9 protein-coding genes are annotated in these 15,844 nt (G+C 55.5%); 4 read left to right on the forward strand and 5 right to left on the reverse strand.

Features of this window, described 5'->3' with window-relative positions; translation table 11 throughout:
* The first annotated feature begins 137 nt into the window (after positions 1–137).
* Complete coding sequence (prfC, locus tag CUC53_RS16585; protein ID WP_100295156.1) at positions 138–1,727, forward strand: peptide chain release factor 3; 1,590 nt, start codon at positions 138–140, stop codon at positions 1,725–1,727.
* Between the two features lie 127 nt (positions 1,728–1,854).
* Here the strand turns inward: prfC and rpoD are convergent, their stop codons facing one another.
* The 4 genes from rpoD to rpsU all read right to left on the reverse strand — a co-directional run bounded on the left by rpoD (position 1,855) and on the right by rpsU (position 6,485).
* The gene (gene rpoD / locus CUC53_RS16590) at positions 1,855–3,750 is read right to left on the reverse strand and encodes an RNA polymerase sigma factor RpoD (protein ID WP_338027669.1); all 1,896 of its coding nucleotides are present in this window, start codon (positions 3,748–3,750) and stop codon (positions 1,855–1,857) included.
* Between the two features lie 183 nt (positions 3,751–3,933).
* Positions 3,934–5,721, reverse strand: coding sequence for a DNA primase (gene dnaG, locus CUC53_RS16600; RefSeq protein ID WP_100295159.1), 1,788 nt, complete (start codon positions 5,719–5,721; stop codon positions 3,934–3,936).
* Between the two features lie 89 nt (positions 5,722–5,810).
* Positions 5,811–6,254 (reverse strand): GatB/YqeY domain-containing protein, encoded by a 444-nt coding sequence (locus CUC53_RS16605; RefSeq protein WP_100295160.1) that lies wholly within the window; start codon positions 6,252–6,254, stop codon positions 5,811–5,813.
* Positions 6,255–6,269: 15 nt separating this feature from the next.
* Positions 6,270–6,485: a 30S ribosomal protein S21 gene (rpsU, locus tag CUC53_RS16610; protein ID WP_005309452.1), complete on the reverse strand. Its 216-nt coding sequence runs from the start codon at positions 6,483–6,485 to the stop codon at positions 6,270–6,272.
* Between the two features lie 180 nt (positions 6,486–6,665).
* On the opposite strand from rpsU, the gene tsaD reads away from it, so the two are divergent.
* A complete protein-coding gene (gene tsaD, locus CUC53_RS16615; protein ID WP_100295161.1) occupies positions 6,666–7,694 on the forward strand; it encodes a tRNA (adenosine(37)-N6)-threonylcarbamoyltransferase complex transferase subunit TsaD in 1,029 nt (342 codons plus the stop codon).
* 83 nt (positions 7,695–7,777) lie between these two features.
* Here tsaD and CUC53_RS16620 read toward each other — a convergent pair whose 3' ends face one another.
* The gene (locus tag CUC53_RS16620; RefSeq protein ID WP_167386782.1) at positions 7,778–8,254 is read right to left on the reverse strand and encodes a L,D-transpeptidase family protein; all 477 of its coding nucleotides are present in this window, start codon (positions 8,252–8,254) and stop codon (positions 7,778–7,780) included.
* A gap of 314 nt (positions 8,255–8,568) precedes the next feature.
* Here CUC53_RS16620 and CUC53_RS16625 point away from each other — a divergent pair, with 314 nt between their 5' ends.
* A complete protein-coding gene (locus CUC53_RS16625; protein ID WP_100295163.1) occupies positions 8,569–11,718 on the forward strand; it encodes a S41 family peptidase in 3,150 nt (1,049 codons plus the stop codon).
* A gap of 233 nt (positions 11,719–11,951) precedes the next feature.
* On the forward strand, positions 11,952–15,599 hold the full coding sequence (gene pulA / locus CUC53_RS16630) for a pullulanase-type alpha-1,6-glucosidase (RefSeq protein ID WP_236757952.1): 3,648 nt from the start codon (positions 11,952–11,954) through the stop codon (positions 15,597–15,599).
* Positions 15,600–15,844 lie beyond the last annotated feature (245 nt).

Below are 15,844 nucleotides of genomic sequence, written 5' to 3' on the forward strand. Positions count from 1 at the left end.
AGCGCAACCCTCTTTTCCCTTTACCGGTTGGCGTGTGTCTGCTGGTGTGGCCTTGGTTGCGTATGCCTGTGCCGTGAGCGGCATTCCGGATTTATTCCCACGGTGGCTGATGCCACCGCTCAATAGAAGAACGTTGAATTATGTCAGCTGAATTTCTGAGTGAAGTCTCCAAGAGACGCACTTTTGCGATCATTTCGCACCCGGATGCGGGTAAAACCACCATCACCGAGAAAGTCCTGCTGTTCGGACAGGCCATTCAGCGCGCCGGTACCGTCAAGGGCCGTGGCTCGGGCCAGCACGCCAAATCCGACTGGATGGAGATGGAGAAGCAGCGTGGTATCTCCATCACCACCTCGGTGATGCAGTTCCCCTATGCCGATTGTCTGGTCAACCTGCTCGACACCCCGGGTCACGAGGACTTCTCCGAAGATACCTACCGTACCCTGACCGCGGTCGACTGCTGCCTGATGGTCATCGACGCCGCCAAGGGTGTTGAAGACCGGACCCGCAAGCTGATGGAAGTGACCCGTCTGCGTGATACCCCTATCCTCACCTTCATGAACAAGCTGGACCGCGAAGTGCGCGATCCGATGGAAGTGATGGACGAGGTGGAGCGCGAGCTGAAGATCATGTGCGCCCCCATCACCTGGCCTATCGGTTGCGGTAAATCCTTCAAGGGTGTCTACCACCTTTACAAGGATGAGACCTATCTGTATCAGAGCGGTCAGGGTCATACCATCCAAGAGAAGCGGGTGGTCAAGGGTCTGCACAACCCGGATCTGGATGCCGCCGTCGGCGACGATCTGGCTGCCCAGTTGCGGGGCGAATTGGAGCTGGTGCAGGGCGCCTCGCCCGAGTTCGATCACGAGGCCTTTATCGCTGGCGAGATGACCCCGGTGTTCTTCGGTACTGCACTGGGTAACTTCGGTGTTGACCACATGCTGGATGGTCTGACCGACTGGGCACCAGCCCCCATGCCGCGCAAGGCAGAGAGCCGTGAAGTGCTGGCGGCCGAGGAGAAGTTCTCTGGCTTCGTGTTCAAGATCCAGGCGAACATGGATCCGAAACACCGCGATCGTATCGCCTTTATGCGTATCGTGTCAGGCACTTACAGCAAGGGCATGAAGATGCGCCACGTGCGCATTGGCAAGGATGTGAACATCTCCGACGCCGTGACCTTTATGGCCGGTGACCGTGAGCAGGCGGAAGATGCCGTCGCCGGTGACATCATCGGTTTGCACAACCATGGCACTATCCAGATCGGCGATACCTTCACCCAGGGTGAAGATCTCAAGTTCACCGGTATCCCAAACTTTGCCCCGGAACTGTTCCGCCGCATCCGCCTGCGCGACCCGCTCAAGCAGAAGCAGCTGCTCAAGGGGCTGGTTCAGCTCTCTGAAGAGGGCGCCGTGCAGGTGTTCCGTCCGCTGATCAGCAACGATCTGATCGTGGGCGCGGTTGGTGTGCTGCAGTTTGACGTGGTAGTTTCGCGCCTGAAGAGCGAGTACAACGTCGAAGCGCTGTACGAGGCGGTCAACGTCTCCACCGCCCGCTGGGTGGAAGGGACCGACGTCAAGAAGTTCGAGGAGTTCAAACGCAAGAACGAGGTCAACCTGGCCCTCGATGGCGGTGACAACCTCACCTATATCGCGCCGACCATGGTTAACCTGCGACTGGCTCAGGAGCGTCACCCTGACGTGGAGTTCCGCCAGACTCGCGAGCATTGATGACGATGACTGCGTTGGCTTAAGCAAGACGCAGCGAGTATTGAACTAAAAAAAATCCCCCACCTGAGAAGATGGGGGATTTTTTATTGGGCCAAGCTGAGAAATCGTCAGTTAGCGCGGCTTAGAGTTACTCATCTAAGAAACTACGCAGCACTTCTGAGCGGCTCGGATGACGCAGTTTGCGCAGGGCTTTGGCTTCGATCTGACGAATCCGCTCACGGGTAACGTCGAACTGTTTGCCTACTTCCTCAAGCGTGTGGTCAGTGTTCATGTCGATACCAAAACGCATCCGTAATACCTTGGCTTCGCGGGCGGTCAGGCCAGCCAGCACTTCGCGGGTGGCGTTGCGCAGGCTCTCACTGGTCGCAGCATCCGCTGGCAAGGCCAAGGTTGTATCTTCGATGAAGTCACCCAAGTGGGAGTCTTCATCATCACCAATTGGCGTCTCCATCGAGATCGGCTCTTTGGCGATTTTCAAGACTTTACGAATTTTGTCTTCTGGCATGCCCATGCGTACCGCCAGCTCTTCCGGGTTCGGTTCACGACCCATCTCTTGCAGCATCTGGCGAGAGATACGGTTGAGCTTATTGATGGTCTCGATCATGTGGACCGGGATACGGATAGTACGAGCCTGATCGGCGATAGAGCGTGTGATCGCTTGCCTGATCCACCATGTCGCATAGGTCGAGAACTTATAGCCACGACGGTATTCAAATTTGTCTACCGCTTTCATCAGACCAATGTTGCCTTCTTGGATCAGATCCAAGAACTGCAGACCACGGTTGGTGTACTTTTTGGCGATCGAGATAACCAAACGTAAGTTGGCTTCAACCATCTCTTTTTTGGCTCGGCGGGCTTTTGCTTCACCAATACTCATTCGACGGTTGATATCTTTGATCTGGGCGATCGATAGGCCAGTTTCTTCTTCAATTTGCTGGAGCTTGCCAATAGAACGCAGCACTTCTTCGTTTACTTCAAGCAGACGAGGTGACCAAGCTTTACCTGCCTGTTTCTGATGCTCAAACCATGCGGCTTCACATTCATTGTTGGTGAAGGCGGCGACAAAGGTCTTTTTCGGCATCTTAGCTTGCTCAACGCAGAGCTTCATAATGATGCGTTCTTGCACCCGAACACGCTCCATCATGTCACGCATGTTGTTGACCAAACGATCAAACTGTTTGGGCATCAAGCGGAATTGACGAAACACATCGGCAAGTTGAGCAATGGCTGCTTGGGTATCTGCGTGCGCGCGGCCATTCTTCTGAATGGATAGGCGAGTGACCTCATATTGGGCTCGTAACTCACCAAATTTCTCACGGGCTACTTCTGGATCTGGGCCGCCATCGCCGTCATCATCAGCATTCTCGCCATCTTCGTCTTCATCTTCGTCTTCATCTTCGTCTTCATCGGCTAAGTCATCTTCGCCGAGTTCAGAACCAATATGAGTCGCCGTTGGGGCAACATCATCAGTTTCATTGGGATCGATGAAGCCGGAAATAATATCCGACAGACGCAGCTGCTCGGCTTCGAACTTATCGTACTGTTCAAGCAGGTAGGTGATGGCTTCAGGGTACTCTGCTACAGAGCTTTGTACCTGATTGATGCCGTCTTCGATCCGTTTAGCGATGTCAATTTCGCCTTCACGGGTCAGCAGTTCGACGGTCCCCATTTCCCGCATGTACATGCGAACGGGATCGGTCGTACGGCCGATTTCAGATTCAACAGATGCCAATGCCTGAGCCGCGGCTTCAGCGGCGTCTTCATCGGCGGTTCCCCCTTCGGCCATGATAAGGTCATCGGCATCCGGGGCATTTTCTACCACCTGAATACCCATATCGTTGATCATCTGGATGATGTCTTCGATCTGGTCTGAATCGACAATATCTTGCGGGAGGTGATCGTTCACCTCGGCATAAGTCAGGTAGCCCTGTTCTTTACCTTTGGCAACGAGGAGTTTAAGCTGAGACTGCGGGGTTTGCTCCATAGAACTCATCCGGTTGGTGTTGCTAGGTTGCGCGTACAGTGCACTGCTGCGCAAATAGCCAATTCTAATAGAAAACCGCCAGACATGCTATGCCTGGTTGCGGCGTCGGTCACGAGAAACCCCTGCCCGCAGTTCTGGTGGGGCCAGGCGGTCATAAAATTGTTGCTTTGCATCCCGGCGATTCGGGCAACGTGTTCCATATTGGGACTCATCACTTAAATATCAAGCTCCACGCTCATTTCTTTTATCAATTTGTACCTCTTTAATCAGCATCAACAGTTCGTTGGTTTCTTCGGCACTGAGCCCTTCCTGCACTACCTTGGCTTGTAACTCTTCGATCCGTTGTTTTAGAAATAGGTTGATGAAGCCGACGAAGGTATCCTCCAACTCTCCCAGAATGTCTGGTTCTTGATCGAGTTTGATCTCTTCGAACAAGTCGTGCATTGCCAGTTGAGCGAGAATTTCTCCTTCTTTGCTCCCACGCCAGTGTTCCAGCAAAATACCGGTGGTAATGCTGGGCTGCACCAAAATCTGCTGATGTAGCTGTAGCAGGAACTTGATCCCTGGTACTCGCAAGCCCGCTAGTTCAGGGACGGCGGGGAGTTCGGCGACGATGGTTGGGTATTGCACCATCAGTGCTAATGCTCGGCGCAGTGGTGTCAGCTTGGCTGTTTTTGGTTTGTTAACCTCAGCCTTGGGCTGGCTGTTTCTGGCAAAGAGCTCAGCGATCCGTTGTTTGTTTTCACCCCAGCGCATCATGCTAGATAGACGAGTTATCAGTCCCTCGCGGGTAAACCCTTCCGGTACGCGGCGGATTAGATCAGCTGCTTTATTAGCCACTTCGAACTTACCTGCTTCTCCCGATAGAGCGGCATCACGCCCGAGACGTTCAAACATAAAATCGGCGAACGGTTGGGCTTCATCGAGCAGGGCTTCGAATCCCTCTTTGCCAATCTGGCGAACCAGCGAATCAGGATCTTCGCCATCAGGGAGGAACACGAACTTCAGCTCGCGACCATCTTGCAGATGAGAGAGGGCGTTATCCAGTGCTCGCCAAGCCGCTTCCCGACCAGCGTTATCGCCGTCATAGCAGCAGACCACTTCGGCAGTGGTACGAAATAGCGTGTGGATATGATCACTTGTGGTGGCCGTCCCCAGTGCCGCCACCGCGTAGTCAATGTTGTACTGACCCAGCGCGACCACATCCATATAACCTTCGACCACTAAGATCCGGCGAAGATCCTTATGTGCTTGCTTGACTTCGTAGAGGCCAAATAGCTCCCTTCCCTTGTGGAAGATGGGGGTTTCTGGGGAGTTGAGGTACTTGGGGGTACCATCACCGAGCACCCGACCACCGAAGCCAATCACTCGACCACGTTTGTCGCGGATCGGGAACATGATGCGATCACGAAAGCGATCGTAACAGCCGGGACCGTTATCACGGGGGATCAACATGCCACCTGAGATCAGCAGCTGTTCGTGTTCACGACTGGCGCCAAAACGGCGGCGTACCTGATCCCAGTCGCTGGGGGCATAACCGATGTTAAAGCGTTTCACTACATCGCCGGTTAGCCCACGTCCTTGGAGGTATGCCACCGCATGAGGCGCACTCTTGAGATTGTTCTCATAGAAGCGGGCGATCTGATTCATCAGTTCGAACAGATCCTTGCTGATGGCTGGCTGGCTAAAGCCTGTTGTGCCGTGACTCTGTTCGCGGGGCACCTGCATGCCGTGCAGGTTAGCGAGTTCTTCGATGGCATCGGGGAATTCAAGGCCATCGTACTCCATCACAAAACCGATGGCATTGCCGTGAGCACCGCAACCGAAGCAGTGGTAAAACTGTTTTTCTTGACTGACGCTAAAAGAGGGGCTTTTTTCGTTATGAAACGGACAGCAAGCCTGATAGTTCTTACCGGCTTTTTTTAACCGCACACGTGAGTCGATCAGCTCGACAATGTCAGTGCGTGCGAGCAGATCGTCGATAAAGGATTGGGGGATCCTACCTGCCATAACCGTCCTGTTTCATTGCGATGGAAAATAAAAAAGCCGCGCATTCACTAAGGAAGCACGGCTTCTTCGACCAAATAAGAGTTTGCCTGTTACGCCAAGCGGGTTTTCACCTGAGCACTGACGGCGCCGACATCGGCTCGCCCCTGAATTTTTGGCTTCAACACAGCCATGACTTTACCCATGTCTGCCATGACAGCAGCCCCACTTTCAGTGATGGCTTGCTCAATCAAGGCGGCAATGTCCTCTGCCGTCAGCTGTTGTGGCAGGAACTCCTGCAACACAACGATCTCGGCGCACTCTTTGTCGGCGAGATCCTGGCGACCGGCAGCTTCAAACTGGCTGATGGCATCACGGCGTTGTTTGACCATTTTGGTCACGACAGCGAGGATATCTTCATCGTTAAGCTCGACACGGGTATCAATTTCACGTTGCTTGATTTCTGCCATCAACAACCGGATCGTTCCTAGCCGCTGCTTGTCTTTGGCAAGCATGGCGAGTTTTTGTTGATCCTTCAGTTGATCTTTCAGAGACACGGCATGAACTCTTAATTAGTACAGGCGGATACGACGTGCGTTTTCGCGAGACAACTTCTTGGCATGACGCTTAACAGCAGATGCTTTGGCGCGCTTGCGAATGGTAGTCGGCTTCTCGTAGAACTCACGGCTACGGACTTCGGACAGGATACCGGCTTTTTCGCAAGAACGCTTGAAACGACGCAGAGCAACGTCAAACGGCTCATTTTCACGGACTTTGATTACTGGCATGTGCCTTTCACCTCAGTGATAAATTATTAGCTGACGTTTAGTTGAGTCAGCATGACTTAAAATGGTGCGAAATTATACTCTGGGTGGGGAATGAAAGTAAACCCACAAGAGATCGCTCTGGTTTAAAAAACCCGCGAAGGTTACCATAGCTGCCCCATTTTAGCAGTGAAATTTTTAGTGATGCGTGTATTGGGTATCGAGACCTCTTGTGATGAAACTGGGATCGCGATCTTTGATGATCAAGCAGGGATCCTCTCTCATCAGTTATACAGCCAAGTCAAGCTACATGCGGATTACGGCGGCGTGGTCCCTGAGCTAGCCAGCCGAGACCATGTGCGCAAGACGATCCCGTTGATCCAGGCCGCATTGCAGGAAGCTGGGTTAGGCAAGGATGACATCGACGGTATCGCTTATACCGCAGGTCCTGGGTTGGTGGGGGCGATTTTGGTGGGGGCAACCATCGGTCGCTCGTTGGCGATGGCGTGGAACAAACCGGCTATCGCCGTTCACCACATGGAAGGCCACCTGCTCGCTCCCATGCTAGAGGAGCAAGCCCCCGAGTTCCCCTTCGTGGCGCTGCTGGTCTCCGGTGGCCACTCTATGCTGGTGCGGGTCGATGGCATCGGCAGCTACCAGCTGCTGGGTGAATCCATCGACGACGCAGCTGGAGAAGCGTTCGACAAGACCGCCAAGCTGATGGGGCTCGATTACCCCGGCGGCCCGCTGCTGTCACGGTTGGCAGAGAAGGGGACGACTGGGCGTTTCCACTTTCCTCGGCCGATGACGGATCGGCCCGGGCTCGACATGAGCTTCTCTGGCCTCAAGACCTTTGCTGCCAACACCATTGCCGCCAACGGCGATGATCAGCAGACCCGTGCCGACATCGCTCGGGCATTTGAAGATGCTGTGGTTGATACCTTAGCGATCAAGTGCCGCCGTGCGCTCAAAGAGACTGGCCTCAATCGGCTGGTGGTGGCTGGCGGCGTCAGTGCTAACCGTCATCTGCGTAGCCAACTGGCTGAGTTGATGGCAAGCCTCAACGGTGAGGTGTTCTACCCACGTCCGGAATACTGCACCGACAATGGCGCGATGATCGCTTATGCCGGGATGCAGCGATTAAAAGCCGGGGTGTTTGAACCCTTAGTGGTGAAGGCGGTGCCTCGCTGGCCACTGGATAGCCTAGCGCCGGTCACCGACACGCTAGCCTAGCGCTCTTTATCACCCCCTAAACACCACGGGCCGCCTCTTTGACAAGGGCGGCCCGTGGTGTGTATGACGGTGCAGAGCGTGGCTTAGGGTTCGATGATGATCGGTGTGCCAGGTTCGATAGCATCCCAAACTTCATCCAGCTCGTGGTTGAGCATGGCAATACAACCGTTGGTCCAGTTCGATGGCTGCAAGCGAACATTGCCCAAACTATTGCGCTGACCGTGGATCATGATCATGCCACCCGGCTTTACACCCAGCTCATTAGCGCGCTGAATATCAGCCAGATTCGGATAATTGATATGGATCGCTTTGTAGTAATTGGAGTTAGTCTTTTTGTAATCGAGGGTATAGCGTCCCTCAGGGGTGCGCTGATCCCCCTCCCGCTGTTTATGTCCTTTCGGTGCGGGTCCTAAGGCGACCCAATAACGTTTCACCTCTTTGCCATCTTTCATCAGGGTCAGGCTATAGGTGGATTTTTTGACGACCACCATATCAGCAGACAGGTTGGCGAAACTCAATGCGGGCCACAGCCCCAACAAACACAGTAATACGGCTCTCATGCTATCCCTCGACAAGCCTTGGTGTGGGCTCTCTGCTGTCCTGATTTATTGCTTAACAATTGTAACTGGGCGGCGTGCTAAAAATGCGAGCGCCATGATATTGGATTGTTGCCAATTCTCAATACGCCTAGCCAAACATATCTTGCCCAGTGCAGGTGAATCGCGTCTGAATAGCCAGAAACCCCATTAATTGATAATAAAAACAATAACATAAAGTTGGCGACTAAGTGTTGGTTCTAGCTTGCGGGTGATTTAGATTCATCTGGTTATTAATCACATTTCAAGGATGAAACTCAATGTGCCGCTTTTATTTGATGGCTTATGTCTTGTTATTGCCGTTTTTACTGTGGCTGCCGCCGGCCGTTGCTGACGATCCCCGTTGGCTGCGTGAGCCCGCTCTCTCCCCTGATGGGAAAAAGGTCGCCTTTACTTGGCAGGGTCGGATCTATCTCAGTAACAGTGAGGGGGGAGCAGCTACCCCACTCACCGGCACTGACTATCTGAGCCAACGACCCGTTTGGTCACCGGATGGCAAGCTGATTGCCTTTGCCGCTGACCTGTATGGCAACGATGATGTATTTGTGGTGCCCGCCAGCGGTGGCAAGATGGTGCGGCTCACCCGCGATTCACGCAGTGATATTCCCCACGCCTTTAGCGACGATAGTAAACGGCTGCTGTTAAGTAGTCAGCGCCCATGGGACCCACAGGCCGATCATTTTATCGCCACAGAATGGAAAGGAAGCGCCCTCCATTGGGTGCCGGTGGCGGGGGGGGCATGGCAGGCCGACCAACCGCTCCCTGTCGTCATGGCCAGCCCCCATGGCAGCAAGCTGGCTTATCAGATGCCAAGTGTGGAACAACTTTTTCGCAAACATCAGCGCTCTTTTGCGGTCTCCCGCCTCTGGTTATTCGACGGTAAACAACATCGCCAGCTGACTGAAGATCGGATTGCCGCCAGCAATCCGGTGTGGGGAAATCAGGGCAATAGCCTGTTTTATTTAAGCGAACGCAGTGGCGATTTTAACGTCTGGCGGCGAGACCTTGGTAGCGGGAAAGAGCAGCAGCTGACCCACTACAAGGGTCACCCAGTCAGAGGTTTGAGCGCTTCCCTGCGTGGCGATCTGGTCTGGTCATGGCTGGGGGAGCTGTACCGACTGGATGCTGGTAGCACGACCCCGCGCAAGCTCAACATCACCCCATTAGCAGCCGATAGTCCAGACGAGCAGAGCAAATGGCTCACCCAAGTTGATGAGGCTGTAGTGAATGAGCAGGGTGATGAGCTGATTGTGGTGAGCGAAGGGAATCTTTATGCCATTGATTCGCAGCGAGAGCGGGTGCGCCAACTTACCCATCAACTGACGGAAGAGTCGAGCCCTCTCTATGCCGATCAGGGCAAGACGTTAATCTATCTGTCGGAGCAAGCTGGGCACGCGGCACTTTACCGACTCACTACCAGCGATCCGCAGCACGCCTTTAGCGCCCCGGGTTCACTGACCGAGCGTTTGCTGTTGGCCATGCCAGGTAAAGGGATCAGTCGCCCGACACTCTCCCCCGATGGTCAACAACTGGCCTTTGTAGTGGATGGGCAGGCGGTGCACCTGCTAAACCTCGCAACGAGCCAGCAGCGGGAGTTGATCCCCGCCAGCTTCAATACCCGACGTCACCAAGTGCAGATGGCGTTCGCGCCTGATTCCCAGCACTTGGCGGTGTCGATCCAGTTAGATACCGCGCAACAAGAGATCGCAGTGATAGATACCCGTGATCCCAAGGCACGGCCAACCAATGTCAGCCTTAATGGTTACTACGATTTCAACCCAATGTGGAGCAATGACGGAAGTGTCCTCTATTGGGAATCTAGCAAGCACGGTGTGTTAGGGGCCGATGGTGAGCCTGTTGCAAACAGCTTGCTGGGGATTTACAGCACCCGCAGTGCCAAGGCTGACTTTCTGGCCGAGCGTACGCCCCCGAAAACGGGTTATTCATTCGATATCACATCACTCGCGCACCGTGAGGCATTAACTCTGGTGCCACAGGGCGGGGTGCTGGCTAGCAAGATTGTGGCGGGCAAGCTGATTTATGTGGTGGAAGTGGAGACGCCGCAAGGGGAGAGCGATATCAGGGGTTATGAGCTCGATCTGCGCAAAGGGGAGATCAAGTTGTTATTTGAAGGGCAACCTGGCTCAGCATTGGTCAGCCTGAATCAATCAGGTACGACAGCTACCTTGGTGAAAGGGGGCGAGGTGATCCGCGTGCCACTCGATGGCAGCGATCCGACCAGCCATCCCTTTGCCCTGATCCAGACCGCCCAGTGGCACAGCAAAATAGTCGCTGCCTTTGATCAGTTCGCCCGTATCACTCGGGATGAGTTTTATCGGGATGATATGAATGGCGTAGATTGGGATGACTACGTTGCCACCTATCGCACGTTGCTCCCCAGCATCAATAACATTCGCGATTTCAGTCAGTTGTTGGGTGAGCTGACTGGCGAGTTGAATGTTTCCCACACCTGGGGTGGCTCGCCTGCTCCTGCACTCCCCTTGGCGGATTATACCGCCAGTCTGGGTGGCTACTGGCGCGATGGGCAGCAAGGGGTGGAATTGGCTGCGCTCTTAACCGGTGGGCCATTGGAACAAGAGAGCGACATTGGCGCAGGGACGCGGCTACTGGCCGTCAATGGTGAAGCGGTCGCCACCGTGACTGACTTAGAGCGACTCCTCAATCATCAGGATGGCAACCGATTATCCCTGAGCGTGCAACCCGTTGGCAGCAAAGAGCCTCAGCAGATCGAAGTGACCGCCATTGATCTCGAGCAAGAGTCGCAGTTAAAGCTCGCCAGCTGGGTCGTCAAACGCCGCGACCGCGTGGCGAGTTTAAGCCAAGGACGGGTGGGCTATGTCTATGTGACAGCGATGAACGCCCAAGCTTATGAGGATCTGGTCACCGAGGCACTGGGACGGCTACATAACAGTGAAGTGCTGATTGTTGATGTGCGCTTCAATAAGGGTGGCTTGTTGGCCAACACGCTCGTGGAGTTCTTGACCGGCAATCGCACTGAACAAGGGATGGCGATTGTGTCGCCTCGCATCGGTCAGGGGGTGACAGAGGCAACTGGTCGCCAATGGACCAAACCGTCGCTGATCATCACTAACCCCGATAGCTACTCGGAAGGATCGGCTTTTCCTACCTACTATCGCGCCCTAAAGATTGGCCCGATCGTGGGGGAACCGGTGCCAGGGACAGGGACTGAGGTCTATGTATACCAATCCAAGCTACTGCCCGGCCTCAGTCAGGCTATACCCGCCCAAGGGCTGCGTCATCCCGATGGCACTTTCTATGAAAACCAAGAGCTTATTCCTGATGTACAGGTAGCCCTGACCCCTAACGATATGGTGGCTGGGCGTGATCCGCAGTTAGAGGCTGCCGTGCAAACAGCGCTCACCCTGCTGCCGCCAGTGACCCAATAAGCGGCAAGCCCCGCCCGCTCTGACAGAAGTGGGCGGGGTGATCGCACTGCCCGCCGTACCATGTTGTGAGCGTGCTCCAACTTCCATCATGAAAACGTTATCTTGTTGAAAAAGTTTAATTTTTTTGCCATCCCGCTCACATTTGCCACCCCGCCTGCTGCATAAGATGACAGCGCTCGGCCGGGACCGAGCACTCGACCATCGAGACTAATGACAGCGGGAATAGACACGATATGGATATGAAAAAGACCAAGGTGGCGCTGGTCACAGCCTCACTGCTCGCGCTTTTGGCTGGTTGTAATGACAGTAGCCCCTCAACACCTAACCCTTCGGATGGGCCTGTGGCTCGTCTGCCCAAGATGGACCCGCCCAAGGAGCTGCTACCAGCCGGCCCCAATCAAGCGGTGATTGCGTTGGTGGATACCCAGACCGCTGCTGGCAAAGGGATCGAGGGTCCCTTTGCCAGCCACAGCCTGCATCTGTGGAATAATGATGCCTGCAACGCGACCGCTGAGAGCGGCCTCAATGCCGGGTGGGATGATAAGCGCAATGTCCTAGCGACAGTAGACAGTGCTGGCCCTGTGTGGGTGGTGCCACTGAGCAAGCTGGATGGGTGCATTAACTTCATTGCCCGTAACGGCGAGCTGGCTAACCTCACGGGGGCGGATATGAAGGTGATCTTCAGTGAGCACCCGGATCGCACCGTGGCGATCGTTGCCGGTAAGAATGAGATTTTCGCCAGCCGCGCCGAGGCCTTTACCGCCGCCTTCGGCGTGACGGGGGCCAGCGCTCATCTGATCGATGGCAATACCCTGATTTGGCAAGGGGGCAAGGACAAGCCCCATGTTCGTCTCTATTACTCCGAGTCGGGCACCATCAAGGCCAATGCCGATGGCGTGTTCGATTTCCCCTATATCAGCCTGACCGCAACCAGCTTGACTACCGAGCAGCAGACCAAATATCCACACCTCAAGGATGCAGCCGCCTTCGCCCTGCCCAGTGGTCAGGATCTCAAGGCCCTACTCAAGGGGGAGCTGGTGGCTATCGGCACCGATGCCGAGGGCATTTTGCAAGGGGCGACCCTGGTGCAGAGCGCCGGCGCCCTCGATGCACTCTATGCGACCGAGGCGACCAAGCTCGGTTATGGCGCCGTGGTGGAGGGCAACCGGGTGACCTTCCGGCTGTGGGCACCGACCGCCAAGTCGGTCAAGCTGGCGCTCTACGACGCTCGCCACCAGAAGCGTGGCGAGGTGGCCATGCGCTTTGACAGTGCCAGCGGCAGTTGGAGCTATCAGGGGGGTAGCGAGCTGATCGGCCAGTTCTACCGCTACGACATGGAGGTTTACCACCCGCTGAGCCGCAAGGTCGAGCGTTACGAGGTGACTGACCCCTACTCGCTCAGTCTGGCGATGAACTCCGAGTTCAGTCAGGTGGTGGATCTTGACGATCCGGCCCTGAAACCGGAAGGGTGGGATAGCCTGACGGCGCCCCACAGCCAGCAGAACCCTGCTGATATCGTCATCTATGAGGCCCATGTTCGTGACCTGACCGGTAACGATGCCTCCACCGATGAAGAGAAGCGCGGCAAGTTTGTCGGCCTGACCCAGCCGGATTCGGTGCCGGTCAACCATCTGAAAGCCCTGGCTAACAGCGGCGTTAGCCACCTGCATCTGCTGCCGGTGTTTGATATTGCCACCGTTAACGAAGATCCGACTAAGGTGGCCAACCTCAGCGATGACTTCAGCAAGCTGTGTCAGGTCAACCCTGAGCTGCAACACTCGGCCTTTGCTAGCTACTGCGGGAGCGGCCAGAGCGTGGGCGATGTGTTGGCCAACCTGCAAGGGGACGACAGCAAAGATAACCCGCAGGTGCAGGCGCTCTCCGGCTATCTGCGCGGCGTCGACTCCTTCAACTGGGGCTATGACCCTTACCACTACACCACGCCGGAAGGCTCCTACGCCACCAACGCCGAGGGCAGCCAACGGATTCTGGAGTTCCGTGAAATGGTCAAGGCCATCAAGCAGAACATCGGGATGAATGTGGTGATGGATGTGGTCTACAACCACACCAACGAGGCGGGGCTGGGGGCCAAATCGGTGCTCGATAAGATCGTGCCTTGGTACTATCAGCGCCTCAATCCGGAGACCGGCGCGGTGGAGAACTCCACCTGCTGCTCCAACACGGCGCCGGAACACGCGATGTTCGCCAAGCTGATGGATGACTCGCTGGTGACGTGGGCGCGCGACTACAAGATCGATGCCTTCCGCTTCGATTTGATGGGCCACCACCCGAAAGATCAGATGGTCAAGGCGTTAGCCGCAGTGAAGCAGGTCAATCCCGAGATGTACTTCTACGGCGAGGGGTGGAATTTTGGCGAGGTGCAAAATGATCGGCGCTTCGTGCAGGCCACCCAGCAACATCTGGCGGGCACCGGCATCGGCTCCTTCTCCGACCGACTGCGGGATGCGGTGCGCGGCGGCAGTCCGTTCGACGGCGGTGACACCATTCGCAAGACCCAAGGCTTCGGCAACGGCGCCCTGGTGGATGTCAACGAGATGGACGGCGTCGATCGCGCCACTGCCTTGCATCAAGCCGATTTGGTGCGGCTTGGCATGGCGGGCAACCTCAAAGAGTTCGTGCTGACCGACAAGGATGGGATCCCGAAGAAGGGTGCCGAGATCGACTACAACGGTCAGCCGGCGGGTTATGCCCAAGACCCGACTGAAATCCAGAACTATGTCGATAAGCACGATAACCAGACCCTGTTCGACAACCTGATCTACAAAGCGCCTGCTGGTGCGGACTTGGTGCGGATGCAGGGGGTATCGCTGGCCACCGCCATGCTGGGACAGGGTATTCCCTTCACCCACGCCGGGGTCGAGCTGCTGCGCTCCAAATCCATGGAGCGGGACAGTTATGACTCAGGGGACTGGTACAACAAGGTCGATTACACCCTAGCCGACAACAACTTCAACAAGGGGATGCCGCGTAAAGACAAGGATGGCGACAACTATCCGTTGATTGAGCAGGTGCTGGCGCAACATGTCGCCCCGAGTGGTGGCGACATGGCGACCATGGTGAGCTTTTACCAAGAGCTGGCCGAGCTGCGCCAATCTTCCCGTCTGCTGCGTTTAGGCAGTGGCGCTGAAGTGATCAAGCGGGTCGATTTTCGCAACACCGGCCCGGATCAGGTGCCGGGCCTTATCGTGATGACGGTGGATGATGGCGTCAGCGCGGGGGCAGATCTGGATCCGGCCATCGACGGTCTGGTGGTGATGATCAACGCCAGTAACCAGCGTCAGGGCATCGGTGACTTCCGCGACGGTAACGATCAGCCCATCGATCTGAGCGATCTGGTGTTGAGTGAGGCGCATCGGGCCAGCGAGAGCATCGCCCGTGAGGCGGCGGTCACTAACGGCAGCGTGACCCTCGGCCCGTGGTCGGCGGCGGTATTGGTCAAGCCACAAGTGGGGGCGCAAGGAGTGGGCTTGCCACTGGGTAAGAAGATCGATCTGGCGACCGTGCCACCGTTTGGTGAGCGCGTCCTGTTTGTCCGTGGTTTACTGGGCCAATGGGACCCTGTTAGCGAGCTGACGTTCAGTGGCAACTACCAATACGAGTTGACCTTTGCGGTCAGTGCCGAGCAGCTTGGGCGCAGTGAGCTGAAAATTGCTGATGCCAATTGGGGGCCCATCAACTACGGCAAGTGCGCGGCGACGGATGAACTCACCGCTGCGACTCCCCTGACCCTGTGTCAAGGGGGCGATAACATCGCCGTTAACTTAGATAAGGTCGGGCGCTACCGGTTGGTTGTCAGTGCCGTGAATAAAACCCAGCCAAGTTTGAGCATCAGTTTTACTGAGGCTACCGCAATTCAATAAGCCAATATCCCCCGAGGTGATTGCCTCGGGGGTATTCACTTGCTCCCTCTGCAATGCCAGGTTCAGGCTTATTCCCTTCATGTTGTGTCAGAAATTTCTGTTTATTCTGCTGATCTGTCGACGTAGCAAGCAGTTCACTGTTTAAGGGGGATTGTTTTAGCTACAATCGGGCTCTTATGACTATCTCCCGCTAACTGGCTAATGATAAAGGAGTTTTTATGGCTAACCAGACCGGCTTGCAGTTT

It is taken from the genome of Aeromonas cavernicola (genome assembly GCF_002795305.1).
In the GTDB taxonomy this organism is placed as follows: domain Bacteria; phylum Pseudomonadota; class Gammaproteobacteria; order Enterobacterales; family Aeromonadaceae; genus Aeromonas; species Aeromonas cavernicola.

Excerpts from the sequence above, each read along its gene's own strand:
- dnaG (WP_100295159.1), bottom strand. The coding sequence starts at position 5,721 with ATGGCAGGTAGGATCCCCCAATCCTTTATCGACGATCTGCTCGCACGC.
- rpsU (WP_005309452.1), bottom strand. The coding sequence starts at position 6,485 with ATGCCAGTAATCAAAGTCCGTGAAAATGAGCCGTTTGACGTTGCTCTG.
- tsaD (WP_100295161.1), top strand. The coding sequence starts at position 6,666 with ATGCGTGTATTGGGTATCGAGACCTCTTGTGATGAAACTGGGATCGCG.
- CUC53_RS16620 (WP_167386782.1), bottom strand. The coding sequence starts at position 8,254 with ATGAGAGCCGTATTACTGTGTTTGTTGGGGCTGTGGCCCGCATTGAGT.
- CUC53_RS16625 (WP_100295163.1), top strand. The coding sequence starts at position 8,569 with ATGGCTTATGTCTTGTTATTGCCGTTTTTACTGTGGCTGCCGCCGGCC.
- pulA (WP_236757952.1), top strand. The coding sequence starts at position 11,952 with ATGGATATGAAAAAGACCAAGGTGGCGCTGGTCACAGCCTCACTGCTC.